Source organism: Raoultibacter timonensis (assembly GCF_022845715.1).
Taxonomy (GTDB): Bacteria; Actinomycetota; Coriobacteriia; order Coriobacteriales; family Eggerthellaceae; genus Raoultibacter; species Raoultibacter timonensis.
Genome location: NZ_AP025564.1, coordinates 1,555,486 through 1,570,877, shown reverse-complemented (window position 1 = coordinate 1,570,877; position 15,392 = coordinate 1,555,486). Strand labels below are relative to the sequence as shown.

General features: G+C 60.5%; 11 protein-coding genes and 1 tRNA gene. 7 read left to right on the top strand and 5 right to left on the bottom strand.

The window, feature by feature from the left end:
* Window positions 1–542 precede the first annotated feature (542 nt).
* The 3 genes from MWL89_RS06265 to MWL89_RS06255 all read left to right on the top strand — a co-directional run bounded on the left by MWL89_RS06265 (window position 543) and on the right by MWL89_RS06255 (window position 5,317).
* Window positions 543–3,449: an insulinase family protein gene (locus MWL89_RS06265; RefSeq protein WP_244412200.1), complete on the top strand. Its 2,907-nt coding sequence runs from the start codon at window positions 543–545 to the stop codon at window positions 3,447–3,449.
* 131 nt (window positions 3,450–3,580) lie between these two features.
* On the top strand, window positions 3,581–4,357 hold the full coding sequence (locus MWL89_RS06260; protein WP_102378504.1) for an ABC transporter ATP-binding protein: 777 nt from the start codon (window positions 3,581–3,583) through the stop codon (window positions 4,355–4,357).
* A 30-nt stretch (window positions 4,358–4,387) separates the two neighbouring features.
* Window positions 4,388–5,317, top strand: a complete 930-nt coding sequence (locus MWL89_RS06255) for a SufB/SufD family protein (protein ID WP_102378505.1) — start codon at window positions 4,388–4,390, stop codon at window positions 5,315–5,317.
* A 158-nt stretch (window positions 5,318–5,475) separates the two neighbouring features.
* Here the strand turns inward: MWL89_RS06255 and MWL89_RS06250 are convergent, their stop codons facing one another.
* Entirely contained in the window at window positions 5,476–6,489 is a 1,014-nt protein-coding gene (locus tag MWL89_RS06250; protein ID WP_244412198.1) for a substrate-binding periplasmic protein, read from the bottom strand.
* 468 nt (window positions 6,490–6,957) lie between these two features.
* On the opposite strand from MWL89_RS06250, the gene MWL89_RS06245 reads away from it, so the two are divergent.
* Entirely contained in the window at window positions 6,958–7,725 is a 768-nt protein-coding gene (locus tag MWL89_RS06245; protein ID WP_244412196.1) for a ComF family protein, read from the top strand.
* Between the two features lie 125 nt (window positions 7,726–7,850).
* On the opposite strand, the gene MWL89_RS06240 is transcribed toward MWL89_RS06245, so the two are convergent.
* A complete protein-coding gene (locus tag MWL89_RS06240; RefSeq protein ID WP_244412195.1) occupies window positions 7,851–9,173 on the bottom strand; it encodes a glycosyltransferase family 2 protein in 1,323 nt (440 codons plus the stop codon).
* 296 nt (window positions 9,174–9,469) lie between these two features.
* Here MWL89_RS06240 and ahcY point away from each other — a divergent pair, with 296 nt between their 5' ends.
* From ahcY to MWL89_RS06225, 3 genes are all read left to right on the top strand, one after another.
* Window positions 9,470–10,729, top strand: coding sequence for an adenosylhomocysteinase (ahcY, locus tag MWL89_RS06235; protein WP_102378508.1), 1,260 nt, complete (start codon window positions 9,470–9,472; stop codon window positions 10,727–10,729).
* A 137-nt stretch (window positions 10,730–10,866) separates the two neighbouring features.
* Window positions 10,867–10,941, top strand: a tRNA-Thr gene (locus MWL89_RS06230).
* A 292-nt stretch (window positions 10,942–11,233) separates the two neighbouring features.
* Window positions 11,234–12,211 carry a LysR family transcriptional regulator gene (locus tag MWL89_RS06225; RefSeq protein ID WP_244412194.1) on the top strand — a complete coding sequence of 326 codons (978 nt, stop codon included), beginning with the start codon at window positions 11,234–11,236 and terminating at the stop codon, window positions 12,209–12,211.
* Between the two features lie 291 nt (window positions 12,212–12,502).
* Here MWL89_RS06225 and MWL89_RS06220 read toward each other — a convergent pair whose 3' ends face one another.
* From MWL89_RS06220 to MWL89_RS06210, 3 genes are all read right to left on the bottom strand, one after another.
* Window positions 12,503–12,685, bottom strand: a complete 183-nt coding sequence (locus tag MWL89_RS06220; RefSeq protein ID WP_244412192.1) for a hypothetical protein — start codon at window positions 12,683–12,685, stop codon at window positions 12,503–12,505.
* Window positions 12,686–12,792: 107 nt separating this feature from the next.
* Window positions 12,793–14,049: an MFS transporter gene (locus MWL89_RS06215; RefSeq protein WP_244412190.1), complete on the bottom strand. Its 1,257-nt coding sequence runs from the start codon at window positions 14,047–14,049 to the stop codon at window positions 12,793–12,795.
* A gap of 93 nt (window positions 14,050–14,142) precedes the next feature.
* Entirely contained in the window at window positions 14,143–15,372 is a 1,230-nt protein-coding gene (locus MWL89_RS06210) for an MFS transporter (RefSeq protein WP_244412188.1), read from the bottom strand.
* Window positions 15,373–15,392: the final 20 nt, after the last annotated feature.

The following is a 15,392-nucleotide window of genomic DNA, read 5'->3' as shown; positions in this document are numbered from 1 at the left end:
GCGAATTCAGGTAAGGAAATCCTAAATTTTCACCTGGGGTTTTAGCGCGATGCCGGTTGCTGCAGGCAGAAAATGGTGCTCGATCGTCCACCAACCCGTCATTTTGTGCCATTTCGACACCGCCCACCGCTCACCCAGGTGGACCGCCGCCCATCTCTGCGCCGCCGCCCGGCATCCGGATACCGGGTCGCCCCGCCGTCCATCCGCGCCGACCATCCGCTGCGCGCCCGGCCAACAGACCAGCTGTCCGGCCGGTCGTCGGCAAAGCGAGCGTCGCCGAGCAGCCCGTTGCTTTGCCGCAAGCCCGACGCGAGACCAGCGCAGGCAACGTAACCGGTTTGCAACGGTTCCGATGGCGATCCGCGAACCCCGCTTCAGCGCTCCCGCATTCGCGGTATCATAGTCGGCGACACACGAACAAGCGCGTCTGGCCCGACTCGTCCGGCGAGCTCGACCGGCCCGTGATCGATATTGCGACCCCCGAGCGCAAAACGCTGCGATGGTCGATCCGCGCGCACCCGACATAAGAAAGGCGGCCTGCCTTGGCACACAGCTACAGCCTCAGCGTCGACGAAACCCTGCACGGATTCACCGTCGAGTCCGCGCAAACCCTTGAAGAGATCGACGGCAACGCCTATACGCTCCGCCATGCGAAGAGCAAAGCCAAGCTCCTCTACCTGCAAAACGACGACGAGAACAAAGCGTTCTCGATCGCGTTCAAAACTCCCCCCGCCGACAGCACCGGGGTCTTCCACATCCTCGAGCACTCGGTGCTCTGCGGATCGAGGAAGTTTCCCGTCAAAGAGCCGTTCGTCAACCTCATCAAGAGCTCGATGCAAACGTTTTTGAACGCGATGACCTTTGCCGACAAGACGATGTATCCCGTGGCAAGCACCAACGAGCAGGACCTCTTGAACCTCATGGACGTCTACATGGACGCCGTGCTCCACCCCGCCATCTACGAGAAGCGCGCCATCTTCGAACAGGAGGGGTGGCACTACGAGATCGACGGAGTGGACGAGCCCCTCAAGTACAACGGCGTCGTGTACAACGAGATGAAAGGCGCGCTCTCCGACCCCGATTCGGTGCTCTACAACGCGCTTTCGGCGGCGCTCTTCCCCGACACCGCCTACGCGTACGAATCGGGCGGCGACCCCGCCGTCATCCCCGAGCTCACCTACGAGGCGTTCCTCGACGAACATGCACGCCACTACCGGCTCGACAACAGCTACATCGTGCTCTACGGCGACATGGACATCGATCGCGTGCTCGCGTTCCTCGACGAACGCTACCTCAACGAGGAGCAGCCGCCGGCAGGCGAGCCCAATCCGCTCAGTCCGCAGGCGCCCGTCACGAACCTCGGTGTGATCAAGAAGATGGAAACCGCGCCCGAAAACGCCTGCATGGGCCTCGGCTACGTCGTCGGCTCGTCAACCGATCGGCTGCGCGTTATCGCAACCGACATCCTCGCCGACGTGCTTCTGGGATCCAACGAGGCGCCGCTGAAAAAGGCCCTCCTCAAAGCCGATATCGCCGACGACGTCGACGGCTACCTCATCGACGCCCAGCTTCAGCCCGCGCTGTTCGTCATGACGAAGGGCTCGAAGCCGAACACCGCCGAGGCGTTTCGCCAGACGGTCGAAGATGCCGCTCGCACGATCGTGGCAGAGGGATTCGATCGGGAGCGCATCGAAGCCTCCATGGCGCGTGCCGAGTTCATCTTGCGCGAGCGAGATTTCGGAACGGCCGACGGCGTCGTGCTCGCCATGAGCGCAATGGCGGGCTGGCTGTACGACGACTCCATGGCAACCGATTACATCCGCTTCGAAGACGCGTTCGCCGAGTTGCGCGAGCGCGCGGCGCAAGGGTACTTCGAGGACCTGCTCCGCGAGATAGTCCTCGAAAACGATCATAAAGCCCTCGCAATCGTCGAACCGGTGGAAACCCTCGACGAAAGCTGCGAGGAGGCGCGCCTGGCGGCCATCAAGGCCGATATGGACGAGGCCGACATCGCCGCCATCATGGACGAGGTCGCCCGGTTGAGGGCACTGCAGGAAGAGCCCGACTCCCCCGAAGCGCTCGCCACGCTTCCGCTGCTCACGCCCGACGATATCGCCGAAGCTCCGGCCGAACCAGCCTGGGAGCGAATCGACTCGACGCCCCTGCCCTGCCTGTACCACGAAGTGCCTACGCGCGGCATCGACTACGTGTTCGCCTATTTCGACATGAACAGGCTGGCCTTCGACGATCTGCCCTATGCGACGCTGCTCGCAATGCTCCTCGGCAAGCTCGACACAAGCGATCACTCCGCCGAAGAGCTTGACAAGCTCACGCAGACCCATCTGGGCAGCCTGCGGTTCTTCGTCGACGTGTACACGAGCGAAGAGGATCCCCGAACCATCTCTCCCAAGTTCGTCATCGCCACGAGCGCGTTGTCCGAAAACATCGAGCATGCCGTAAGCCTCACCTGCGAGATCAAGAACTCGACAGACTTCAACGATCCCGACAAGATTCGCGATATCCTCACCCAGACGCGCATTCGCATGGAACAGGGATACACCACATCGGGCAATTCGTCAGCGCTCCTGCGATGCTCTTCCTACGTTTCCAAAACGGCGCTTCTCCGCGAACAGCTGAGCGGCGTCGATTTCTACCGGTTCCTCAAAGGGCTGCTCGCCGACTTCGACGCATCCTTCGATGCCGTCGTCGAACGGCTCGTCGACGTGGCAGCGCGTATATTCGCACTTGACGGAACCATCGTGAGCTTCACGGGAACGCCGGATGATCGCGACCGGTTCTGGGAACTCGCTGGAACCCTCGGTCTCTCCCCCGTCGAAAACACCGTTCGCCTGACCGTCCCCGAACCGCACGTAAAGAACGAGGCCTTCATCGTGCCTGCCGACGTATGCTTTGCGGCGAAGGGCTACAACGCGCAGCTTCTCGACATTCCTTACGAGGGAAGCTGGCAGGTGGCGGCCAAAGCCCTCTCGTACGACTACCTCTGGAACGAGGTGCGCGTGAAAGGCGGCGCATACGGTGCCGGATTCAGGGCGCTCAGGCAGGGATCCATGCAGTTCTACTCGTACCGCGATCCCAACCTTGACGAGACGATCGCACGCTTCGACGGCGCCGCATCCTGGCTCGCAACGTTTGATCCGGACGAAACGGAAATGCGCGGCTACATCATCAGCTCGGTGGCGGGCATGGATGCCCCGGTCAAACCGCGCAACATGGCACGGCGTCAAGACGGCGACTACTTCTGCGATCGCCCGTCGGGCTACCGCGAGAAGACGCGCGAACAGCTGCTCGCAACCGAACCCGCCGATTTGCGCGCCCACGGCGAAGAGCTCGCCCGTGTAACCGAGCGCGACGTTCGATGCGCGTTCGGCAACCGCGGCATCATCGAGGGTTCGAAGGCGGATTACGACATCGTTGACCTGCTTGGGTAAAATCCCGTGCCCGCTATGGCATTTAACGGTAGAATAATCCGATGAAACGTATTGATCGGTTTGGTGCTTGACGGTGACCGCCCATAATGTTACTTGTAGAGTATCAAATCGTACGAGAGACGGAGAATAGCATGTTAGAGATTAAGGACCTCGTGTTCGAAGTTCCCGTTTCGGAGGGATCGAGCGAGAAGAGGCGCATCATCGACAACTTGTCGCTCACCATCGATGACGACAAGTTCACCGTCATCACCGGCCCCAACGGCGGCGGCAAATCGACGCTCGCCAAGCTCATCATGGGCGTCGAAGTACCCACATCGGGCTCGATCGTGTTCGACGGAACCGACATCACCGAACTGCCCATCGACGAGCGGGCAAAGCTCGGCATCGGATACGGGTTCCAACAGCCCGCCCGCTTCAAAGGCATGAAGGTGAAGAAGCTCCTGGACATCGCGGCGGGCAAGAAGCTGCCGATGCTGTCCTGCAACGAGTACCTGTCCAAAGTCGGCCTCTGCTCGGCTAACTACCTCACCCGCGAAGTCGACAAGAACCTCTCGGGCGGCGAGGTCAAGCGCATCGAGATTGCCACGATCCTCGCCCGCGACCCGAAGCTTGCGATCTACGACGAGCCCGAAGCGGGCATCGACCTGTGGAGCTTCGACCGCCTGACCGAAACGTTCCGCGATATCCACGAGGCGCGCGACGGCCGCTCGATCGTGATCATCTCGCATCAGGAACGCATCATACAGCTTGCCGACGACATCGTCTGGCTGAAGGACGGACAGGTTGAAGCGCAAGGCCCCGCAGCGGAGCTCATCCCCAAGCTCGGCCTCATGGCGAAAAGCAATCCCGTCTGCAGCTTCACGCAACCCCCCGAGCTTCATCTGACCGAAATACCGACGACGTGCTAGAGCCGTCAGATTAATTCATAAGGAGTAATCATGGCAGTCGATTTATCCCCCATCGACGAGGGGCTGTTAGCGGAAATTGCGAATATCCACGGCATGCCGAAAGGCGCCTTCAACATCCGAAAAGACGGCGAGCTCGTTGAGCGCCACTCTTCCGCCAATATCGAGATAGCAACCAAGACCGACAACCCCGGCATCGACATCCACATCAAACCCGGCACCAAAGGCGAGACCGTGTACATCCCGGTTATCGTTACCCAGGCCGGTCTCAAAGACGTCGTGTACAACACGTTCTACATCGGCGATGATTGCGACGTCACCATCATCGCCGGCTGCGGCATCCACAACGAGAGCCACCAAGCCTCCGAGCACGACGGCATCCACAGCTTCTACTGCGGCAAGAATTCCCACGTTAAATACGTTGAGAAACACTACGGCGAAGGCAAGGGCACAGGAGACCGTATCCTCAACCCCGTGACGAACGTGTACATGGAAGACGGCTCGAGCTGCGAGATGGAGCTTACCCAGCTGCGCGGCGTCACCTCGACGGTGCGCGATACGAACGCCGAACTCGCTCGCGACACGAAGCTCGTACTGACCGAGAAGCTTTTGACCCACGACGATCAGATCGCCACGTCGAATATGAAGATCGAACTCAACGGACAGGGTTCGAGCGTGCAGGTCATCTCGCGCAGCGTCGCGCAGGACAACTCGGTGCAGGTATTCAACCCGCTCGTCATCGGCAATGCCGAAAGCCGCGGCCACGTGCAATGCGACGCCATCATCATGGGCAAGGCCAAGGTCACGGCCATCCCCGGCATCGAGGCGGCGAGCGAAGACGCCATGCTCGTGCACGAAGCGGCCATCGGCAAGATCGCAGGCGACCAGATCACGAAGCTCATGACCCTCGGACTCAACGAGGAAGAAGCCGAGCAGGAGATCCTCGAGGACTTCCTGAGCTAGCCTTCGTCCGGCCGCACTTCGGCCAGACTGGGACGCGCACATGAAAAAGCCCGCTTGCGCGGGCTTTTCTCTTCTCTTGCGGTAAACCGTTCGATACGAACGGCGCATCCCGTACTGCGTCCCGTAGAACCAGGCGCCGTCGGGTTTCGGACAACCGGCTACGCGGAATCGCCCGTTCCCCCTGGTTGCTGGACGGCATTCGATCCCGGTTCGAGATCGGAGCCGTCACCACCCGTCCCCGACGCATCGCCCGACGAGCTTTCCTGCTCGTCGGCGTTCTCCCCGGTTTGGGCGTCTTCCGCCCCGCCCGCGGCACCGGAGGTTCCCGCAGACGTTGCGCCCGAGGCACCCTCGGTCATCGGCACGTTCGCCAAATTGATCGGCGTACCGAGCCATTTGCTCTCGATGAGGGAAATGATTCCGCCGCCCGTAAGGTTAGCCAGCGCATCGCTGATCGTCGTCTTGAGATCGGTGTTGGTGTCGAGCACGCCGATGCAGTACCCGCTCGGGCTCTGCATGAGCGCCACGATATGAACGTCGACGTTGGAGGTGTGGGCGGCATACGTGCCGATAACCGCATCGGCTGCAGCATACTGAGCCGTACCGGAGCTGACCGCATCGAACGCGCCCTTCAGATCGGTGGTCGCATTCAGGGCATCGTCGCCGAACTGGTTCGTTACCTCCCACGCGCTCATCGACGAGCTCTGAGCGGCGATCTTCGGAGCGGAGTCCTTGGTGGGTACAGAGGTTACCGAAGGCGATGCGAACAGCGCGACGGCGCTTTCCACATACACCTCGGAACGCCAGCAGGTAACCTGGGCGCTCGTCTTGTCTACGCCCATAACGATATCGACCTGCTTGTTGGCAAGCGCCGAATCGACATCGGTGCCCACATCGACGATCTCGAGCTTGAGACCGAGGTTGTCGGCAAGGGCGGCGGCTATATCCACGTCGAGGCCGACGATCTTGCCCGACGCCTGCCCGGCGAACGGGGTGTTGTTCTCGGTGGTGACTCCCACGCGGAGCACTCCCGCTTCGATAATGGTATCGGGAGAAACGGTCGGGCTCTTCTCTTCAGGTGTGTAGTCCTGGGTCGCGCAACCCGCCAGCGCGAAAGCCGTGCCGAGGGCGAGCATGCACCCGAGCACGAGCGTTCCTAGACGCTTAAACACTGATATGCCTCCATCTAGTTATTGTCATGTGCGCTTCCTTCGACTGACCTAGTCTTTGCCCCCACACCCGCGTACCGGGGATGAGCTTGCACCCATGACCCTCTCGCCCGAGGCAACCGTATGCTGCGCAAATAGCGGGCGGTACGACTTACATCTAGGATGCGCCATGCTCGCTACCGAACGGCGTGCCGTCGATAACTTACGTGGATCCTTTCGACCGCATCTGCCATGGACTAGGGAATCATCCCGCAACTACAGACTCGAAAGAAGCGTAGCTGATAGTGTAGCAGAAATGAAATCGCGCTAGTAGAGCGCACCGAAAAACCGCAGCGCGCCGCTCTTCGTACCCCACCTGCCCGACAAGCCCGAACCGCGTCGAGAAGGTCGGTGCAGTCGCGTTTGATCCGCGCTCAAACCGCGCAAGGTTGCGGCACAACCCGTGCAAGGCCGTCATGCTACGCTAGCACGGTGAACCGTGCCGACGACATACCCCCATCGAACCTGGCCGCCGCTGCAGGCGCCTTCATTCTGCGCGCCGTATGCGAAACGCTCTGGCCCACCCGCTGCGCCGTGTGCGACGAACAGGGCCTTGTGCTGTGCGAGCGCTGCCGCAGAACGCTCCCTTACATCGATTTCTGGCGCACCTGCCCCCGCTGCGGCGCGCCGTTCGGATCGGTTCTCTGCACCGAATGCAACCCCGTCATGCTAGGCTCGCTCGGCCGAGCCGAATTGCCGTATCTATCGTGCGCAAGTGCGCTCGCATACGAAACCGCCGCCGCGCGTATCGTCACCGCTTACAAAGATAGGGGCGAGCAGCGGCTTGCCGAAACGATGGCCGAGCTGATGGCGCTCGCCGTCGCACCCGAATGGATCGCTCCGTACGGCAACGAGCCCGCAGTTGCGACCTTCGTTCCCGCGACGGGGGCGGCGCTCAGACGCCGCGGCTTCGACCACGCGGAGCTTCTAGCAGCAAAGACCGCCAAGCGGCTGGGCATTCCCGTGCGCCCGCTGCTCGCCCGCCCGGACAGCAAAGACCAGCGCGCGCTCGGTAGAAGGGAGCGTGCCCGCAACATGGCAGGGCGGTTCTCGTCCCTGCCGAACGCGCAACCCCGCGGGCGGGTCCTGCTCATCGACGATGTGTGCACGACCGGGTCCACGCTCGCCGATGCGAGCGACGCCCTGATCGCGCTCGGATGCGCCGAGATACGCTGCCTCACGTTCGCCCGCGTCTGGTAACCCTCGGGCGAACGGGCTCCCGCGAAAGCGCGCCTCACCGGACATGCATCGAACCGCAGATCCCAACGCAAACGGCGGCCATGTGGCCGCCGTTCGGATCGATCGGGTTGCCGCAGGATCGCGCGCTAGATGCTTTCGCCCTTTTTCTGGCTGTGGGCATCGGAAAGCTCGGCCACATCCACCGAGATGCTGTGGCGGATCGGCGTCCACTGGCACTTCTTCACGAGGGCGACGAGCGCGATCGGGATGTAGGTGAGCATGAAGATCGGGAAGGTGAACATATAGCGGACCTTCTTCGCCGTCGTGGAGTGAATGGAATCCCACTCGACGAACGTGGTGAGCACGCCGAACATGAACATGAACACCAGATAGTTGAACAGGCAGAAGAAGATCGACGATACCGACGAGGCGATGGCGATGCCCGTGGACATGAGCCCCGCCGCCGAAAGCGCGAGGATGATGGCGTTGAACGTGACCGCCACAATGGTGAGCAACATGCCCGGAGCGATGGTCATGAGCATGTCGTAGCAGGCGAAGCGCTTGCCCTTGGGGTTGGCGACGACGCCCTTGGCAAGCCTCGCCCCGTAATGGGCGAATACCTGATAGAACCCCTTGGCCCAACGGAAGCGCTGATTCCACGAATCGCGGAACGTGATGGGCTGCTCGTCGTAGAGAATCGCGGTCGGGCAGTAGCTGATGCGAACGCCCTCGAGAATGCTCTGGGCCGAGAATTCGATGTCCTCGGTGAGCAGATGCCATTTCCAGCCGCCGTGCTTCTCGATGATGTCGGCGGCGATGAAGAAGCCCGTGCCCGAGATTGCGCAGCTCGTGTTGAGCGTCAGACGCGCCTGCGAGAGGAACTTAGCCTCGCGCAGAAACCAGACGGCATAGCCCGCCGAAATCCAGTTGGAGTCGTAGTTCTTGGAGTTGCGGTAGCTCGTCGAGGCCTTGGCGCCCGAATCGAAGGTGGCGTTCATTTCGCGGAAGTAGTTCACGTCGAGCACGTTGTCGGCGTCGAAGACGAAGTACGCCTCGTAACCGCGGTCGGCATAACGATCGCGCACGCAGGAAAACCCGTAGTCGAGGGCGTAGCCCTTCCCCACTTCCTTGGTGTTGAAGCGCTTGAACACCGTGGCACCGGCCTCCTGCGCCACTCCCGCGGTATCGTCGTCGCAGTTGTCGGCGATAACGAAAATGTCGATGAGCTCTTGCGGGTAGTTCTGAACCTTGATGCTGTGAATGAGATCGCCGATGACCGCGCTCTCATTGCGGGCGGAGATCATGACGGCAAACTTGTGGTTGCGTTCGGCTACATGCTTGGGAGGCTTGCGCGTCAGCACAACGAACACGTAATAGAGCTGATAGGTATAGCAGATGCTGAACGTAATGAACACGCAGAAGTTGAACACGTCGACGAACGATATCTGCGAAAAGAATTGGTCGAACACTTTTCCTAAGCTCCTTTGTTCGGCACCGTCTTCTTACGGCACCTGCCTTCCTTTGCCCGACACACGATGATCCAAGGTGCCGGTGCGCCGAGGGAGCATGTGAGGGGTGTTTAAGCTGGACAAATTATAGTCACTTCGCCCCGGAAAGTCCCCCAGATGACCTCTTCGTTACCTTTTCTTCCGATTTAACCGCACGAATCGTTCGATTCAACAGAGGTTCTGCACACCGCCTCCATAATTAGCGAACCCTGCAGACGATCCATATGCTACCCTGTTGTAGTTTTAGGAGGACAACCATGAATTACGACATCAAAGACCTATCGTTAGCCGACGCGGGACTCGAGAGGATACTCTGGGCCGACCGCGACATGCCCGTACTCGCAAGCATACGCGAGCGCTTCGAGCGCGAGCGACCGCTCGAGGGCGTGCGCATCGGCGCCTGCCTGCACGTCACGACCGAAACCGCCAACCTCGTGCGAACGCTCGCGGCCGGCGGCGCGGAGATGTATCTGTGCGCGTCGAATCCGCTCTCGACGCAGGACGACACCGCCGCCGCACTCGTCAAGCACTTCGGCGTGCCGGTTTTCGCCATCAAGGGCGAGGACACCGAGACCTACTACCGTCACGTCGACGCCATCATCGACGCAAAGCCCCAGATCACCATGGACGACGGAGCCGACGTAGTCGGCCGCATCCACGAAAGCCGCCCCGATGCGCTCGAAACCATCATCGGCGGCACCGAGGAAACCACGACCGGCGTCATCCGCCTCGAAGCAATGGCCGCCCAAGGGGCGCTCAAGTACCCCATCGTCGCCGTCAACGAGGCGAAGACCAAGCACTTCTTCGACAACCGCTACGGCACGGGCCAATCGACGCTCGACGGCATCGTCCGCTTGACGAATCGCCTGCTCGCAGGCCGTACGTTCGTTGTTTCCGGCTACGGCTGGTGCGGCAAGGGCCTTGCCATGAGGGCAAAGGGCATGGGTTGCAACGTCGTCGTGTGCGAAGTGGATCCGACCGCGGCGCTCGAAGCCCATATGGACGGCTTCCGTGTCATGCCGCGCACGGAAGCGGCGAAGATCGCCGACATCTGGGTGACGGTAACGGGCAACCTCAACGTCATCGACGAGCCGTGCTACGAGAACATGAAGGACGGGGCCATCATCGCGAACTCCGGGCACTTCAACTCAGAGATCAACATCCCCTGGCTCGAAGAGCACGCGACCGAGAAGCTTAAGCTCAAGCCGATGGTCGACGAGTACACGCTCGCCGACGGACGTACGATCGTGCTTCTGGCTGAAGGCCGCCTCGTGAACCTTTCGGGTGCCGAGGGGCACCCGGCTTCGGTCATGGACATGAGCTTCGCGAATCAGGCCCTGTGCGCCGAGTACATGCTCGCCCACGCCGAGGATCTGGAGCCCGCCTGCTACGACGTACCCGAGGATATCGACAGCGAGATCGCGAAGGTAAAGCTCGCGACGCTCGGCGTCGAGATCGACGAACTCACCGAAGAACAATTCAAGTATATGAATTCCTGGGAAATGGGCACGGTGTAAGAAGGTCGGTCTGCGAGCGGCGTGCGGCACGAGCCGTCGTACAGCCAAGAAAACGCAGCGAAAGCGGGAGCCCTCGGGTTTTCCGCTTTTTCTTTCGGCCGGTTTGTCGTACAATACGCTTTCGCGTCCTCGGACGTGCCAGTGTGGCGCAACGGTAGCGCAGCAGTTTTGTAAACTGCGGGTTGCAGGTTCGAATCCTGTCACTGGCTCCATAAACAAGCAGGCCAGCCGATCGATGCGGCTGGCCTTTCTTCTCGCCAAAAAGGCTTCCGATGTCCGCCAAGGGCTCCCGTGCGAGGCCATTTTGCGCAAGATCGCCTCGCTCAAAATCGCGATCAGGCATTACAGGAATCGATGATGCATTTTTTTAATTGAAAACGTCGCACGAGGAGCCTTGGCGGACATCGGCCACGACGATCGGAACCGCGCTGCGGCGGGAGCCCCGATCATTTCTGGTGTTACAATATAACGAGCGAGAGCAGCTTGAAGAACGGGGGATCTGCGTTGAAAATCGAATCTCTGTACGAGTTCATTGTCCTATCGCATTACTTGAACTTCACAACTGCGGCGAACAACCTGAACATGTCACAGCCGACCTTGAGCAAGCATATCTCCGAACTCGAGCAAGAGCTCGACGTCGACCTGATCACGCGAGGCAAGGACCTTGAAATGACGGCCGCCGGAACGGCGTTTCTCAAAGACGCCATCCAGATACACCACCTCTACAAAGACGCGGTCAAGCGCGTGCGCGAGATATCGAAGCAGAACATCGAGACGCTCACCATACAAGAGCCCTACATCGTCGATCTGATGAGCGAGATCCTCTTCAAATCGGTATCGCGTTTCAAGCTTGCCAACCCCTACGTCATGACCAAGTACTATTCGGAAAAGGGCCGGAAATCGATCGAACTGCTCGAACAGGGCACAATCGATATCGCGTTGACCATCGACTGCGTCGGTACGGAGCGCATCGAAAAGGTCAGCGAGAAAAAGGGTCTGATATTCTTCCCCGTATTGCAGGAGCCGCTGTGCGCGTGGATGCACGAAGGCAACCCCCGCGCAACGAAGGAACCGCTCACGCTCGAGGATCTCGTGCACACGCCCATCAACATGACCTCGACGCGCAGCCTCGACCCCATGAGGTTCGCCATCCTCGATCTCTTCAACAAGGCGCTCGGCGTGCGACCGAACCTACAAACGTACTCGAGCGAGACGCTCAACGAGTTCTTCATGAACACGCATGATCGAAACGCCGTGTTCCTCGTCACCTCCGCCGTCGCCGCATCTCCCCTCTTGGGCATGCAACGCAATATGATGAGCCGCCCCATCGACGACGATCGCGCGCGCATAACGTCGTATCTCGTGCTGCGCGCCGACTATCAGAAGAAATCGATCGATAAGTTCTTGGAGATGATCGAATGCGTCATCTCCACCGACATCGACCACCACGACAAAGTCTCGTATCTGAAAGAAATCGAGTAAGAAAGCCGGTTGCGCCCGGCTTCCGCCGAGCGAGCTCGAGCGCACGCGTTGCTTCGCTCAAATACGCCGACTGTCGGCATCCTTCCTTTTCGCTGCCCCGGGCGGCAACGGAAGATGCCATCCGCACTTCTCGCACACCGGATGCTCCTCGGTGAGCACTACTTTGCATTTCGGACAACGAATCTGCGCAGGCGGAAGCTTTGCGCCGCACTTTCCGCAGTTTACGCATGGGTAGCACATGGAACCGGTCCTTTCGATTCATCGGTGTCGCCTTTGCCGCATGCGACGATCCTATGCGTTGCGGCGCGTCTTCCATTCCTTCCAGGCCCGCTCGCGGTCCTCGTCCGTGATGGGCTCTTTGCAGAGCGGGCACATCTTGAGATCCAGAAGCGTACGCGTACCGCATTTCGAGCACGTCACCATTTTCGGCTTGCAGTTCTCGCACGTAGGCAGGCACAGGTAACAATCGGGCATAGATACTCCTTCCATCGCATACCGCCGAGACGGCACTCGTCGACGAACCCCATCGGCGGCTCCGCCCAAGCTGCCGGCCAGCGAGCAGACGGGGCGCCGCTTTATCTTCAATCGACTAATTCGTCGGGAACCACGTCGTCGAGGCGGTCCTCCTTCGCGAAAAACCGGCAGTGCACGCACTCGACGACGAACAGCGCGGCACACCCGACGCCTGCGATCGCCAAGGACACATCGGCACCCGCCCCCGGTCCGAACAGCAGGTCCTTCACGCCTTCGATAACGATGGGCGATACGGAAAAGCCGAGCGACGTCAAGGCCAGAACGAGCGAGAGAGCCATGGATACGACGTGCTGATCTACCGATTTCGACGTACTGTACAGCGTCGTCACGTACTGGATACCCGCCCCCACGCCGAATACCGTTCCCCCCACGAGCACCACCGCCATGCTCGGCGCAAACGCAACCATGAGAAAACCCGTCGCGAGCAAAGCCAGACCCGGCAAGAGCACGTACCTGCGGAACAGCTTGACGATCTGGCCGTAGAACACGCCGACCGCGAACGAGGCAATCTGAAGGATTGCCGTGATGACGGCGGTGTCCACCACATCGCCGAAGCCCTTCTCGTTGATGAGCATCGCGATATTCGACTGGAAGGCGAAGTTGAAAAGGGAAACCGCACAGAAGATGAAGCATGCGTACATCAAGGCGGGAGTGAGCAGCTTCCTCACGCCGGAAGACAGATGCCTACAGTCGATCAGGCGATCCTCCAACTGGCCTTTCGGCAGCTGCGTGGCCGTAATGATCAGAACGGGGATCACCCCCACGTAGATCAGGTAGGCGAAATTCCATTGCATGAAGGCCAAAAGGCCCACCAAAAGCGATACGACGGCAGCGCCGAGGTAGTTGAGCGCCTGCTTGAAGCCGAGCACGCGGCTTCGCTCGCTCTTGCTTTCCCAATACTGGCACACGAGCATGCTCGCCAGAGGATGCAACAGGCCCTGCCCGATGCCGATGAGCGCGCTGCTTGCGAACAGCAGGCCTATATGGGGTTCCGCGATCGCCACCGGGGCGAGACCGCCGACCAGGAGAAACGCCAAGGCGATTTCGGCGATGGTCTTCTTGTGCATGTACGACGTCAACACCCCCGCCAGCAACGTGGTGGGAATGCTGGCGAGCGAGGGAACGGCAAGGATCATCTGAATCCCTGCGCGGGGAACGTCCGGATACATCTCCCACAGCACGGCCAAGACGGAAGAAAACGCCGAGAACACGCTGTCGTATATGGCAAAAGCCCCAATAGGTATCAAGAAAAGCGCATGCTGAACCCGAAAATAGCCCGCAATGCTCCTCAGTAGCTCTTTCATTGCAGCCACCTCACTGACTAGGCAATCAAAATTGGATAATCGACTCGGCTCCCGCAAGCCGCATAAGCAAAGCGGTGCTTAGCGGGAGTGTTTTTAAGGGCGAGTCTCCCTCGTCCCGCTCGCTGTACCTCGGGAAGAGAAGGAGTCCGATCGTCTTTTCATGAACAGAAACAAAACCAGTGCGACGGAAACGAGTCCGAAGCAAACTATGTACATTGCAGCAACTCCCCAGGTCTGCATGATGAATCCCCCCGCAAACGGGCTCATGCCCATATTGATATCCGGCCCGATGTAAAACGTGTTGGACGCCCTTCCGAGCTCCTGGACCTCGGCGTTTCGCACCGCCTCGGCCTGCAGCGCCGAATACGCCGATCCCTGCCCGATGCCGACGAGCACCCCCGCAAGAGCGGCGGCGGCTACAGAATGCATAGCCACCAACACCGCACAGCCCACCAACTCGATGATCAGAACCGGTACAACCACGATACCGAACCCCTTCGTATCGCACAAGCGCCCCGCAAGCGGGCGGGCGACGAGCGCGGACAGGGCGTACAGCGTGAAGTACAGCGACACGCCCGCGATGCCCCGAGCATCCCCAACGGCGAGCAGCAGCGATACGTTGATGCCGTGGGGCACCCCGGACAGAGCGGCCATCACCGAATAGGGAATAGCCGGAACATACACGAAGTCGCGCAATCGAAACACGTGCGCGCCGACGCGCTTCCCCTGCTCCCGCATCGCCCGATGGTTCGTGCGAATGTCGCGCGGCAGTTTGAACAGCACCGCAAGCACAAGACCGACGGCGAACAGCACGCCTGCTATCATGAAGCAGTCGAAATACCCGACACGCGCCCCGATACCCGCAGCCACCGAGGGCGCGATGGCGCACGACGCCGTAGTGACGACGCCGACCCAGCCGACGGCTCGGCCGAGGAAGTCGTGCGATACCACCACGGTGACCAGCGAAACGACCACGGCTGATCGAAGGGCGAAGGCGACGCCCTGCAGAACGCGGAACAGGCCGATCCACCATACATCCGGCGCGAACGCGCACCCGAAGGAGGCGGCGGTAAACAGCGCCGCAGCCAGCACGAGCAAGCTAGTCTTGCTCAACCGGTCGGCGATCCATCCCGTAAACGGGCGCATAACCAGCGCCGAGGTTGCGACGAGACCCGCCACGAATCCCGCCGCGGCCAGCGATGCGCCCAGAAAAACCACGTAACTGGAGATGATCGGGTTCATCATATAGGTCGCAAACTGGAACACCGCTTCGATGAGCAGCAGATGCACGAATCGGATGTTCCACAGTTTGCCGGGATGCATGGTTGACGCCACCTCGCCTA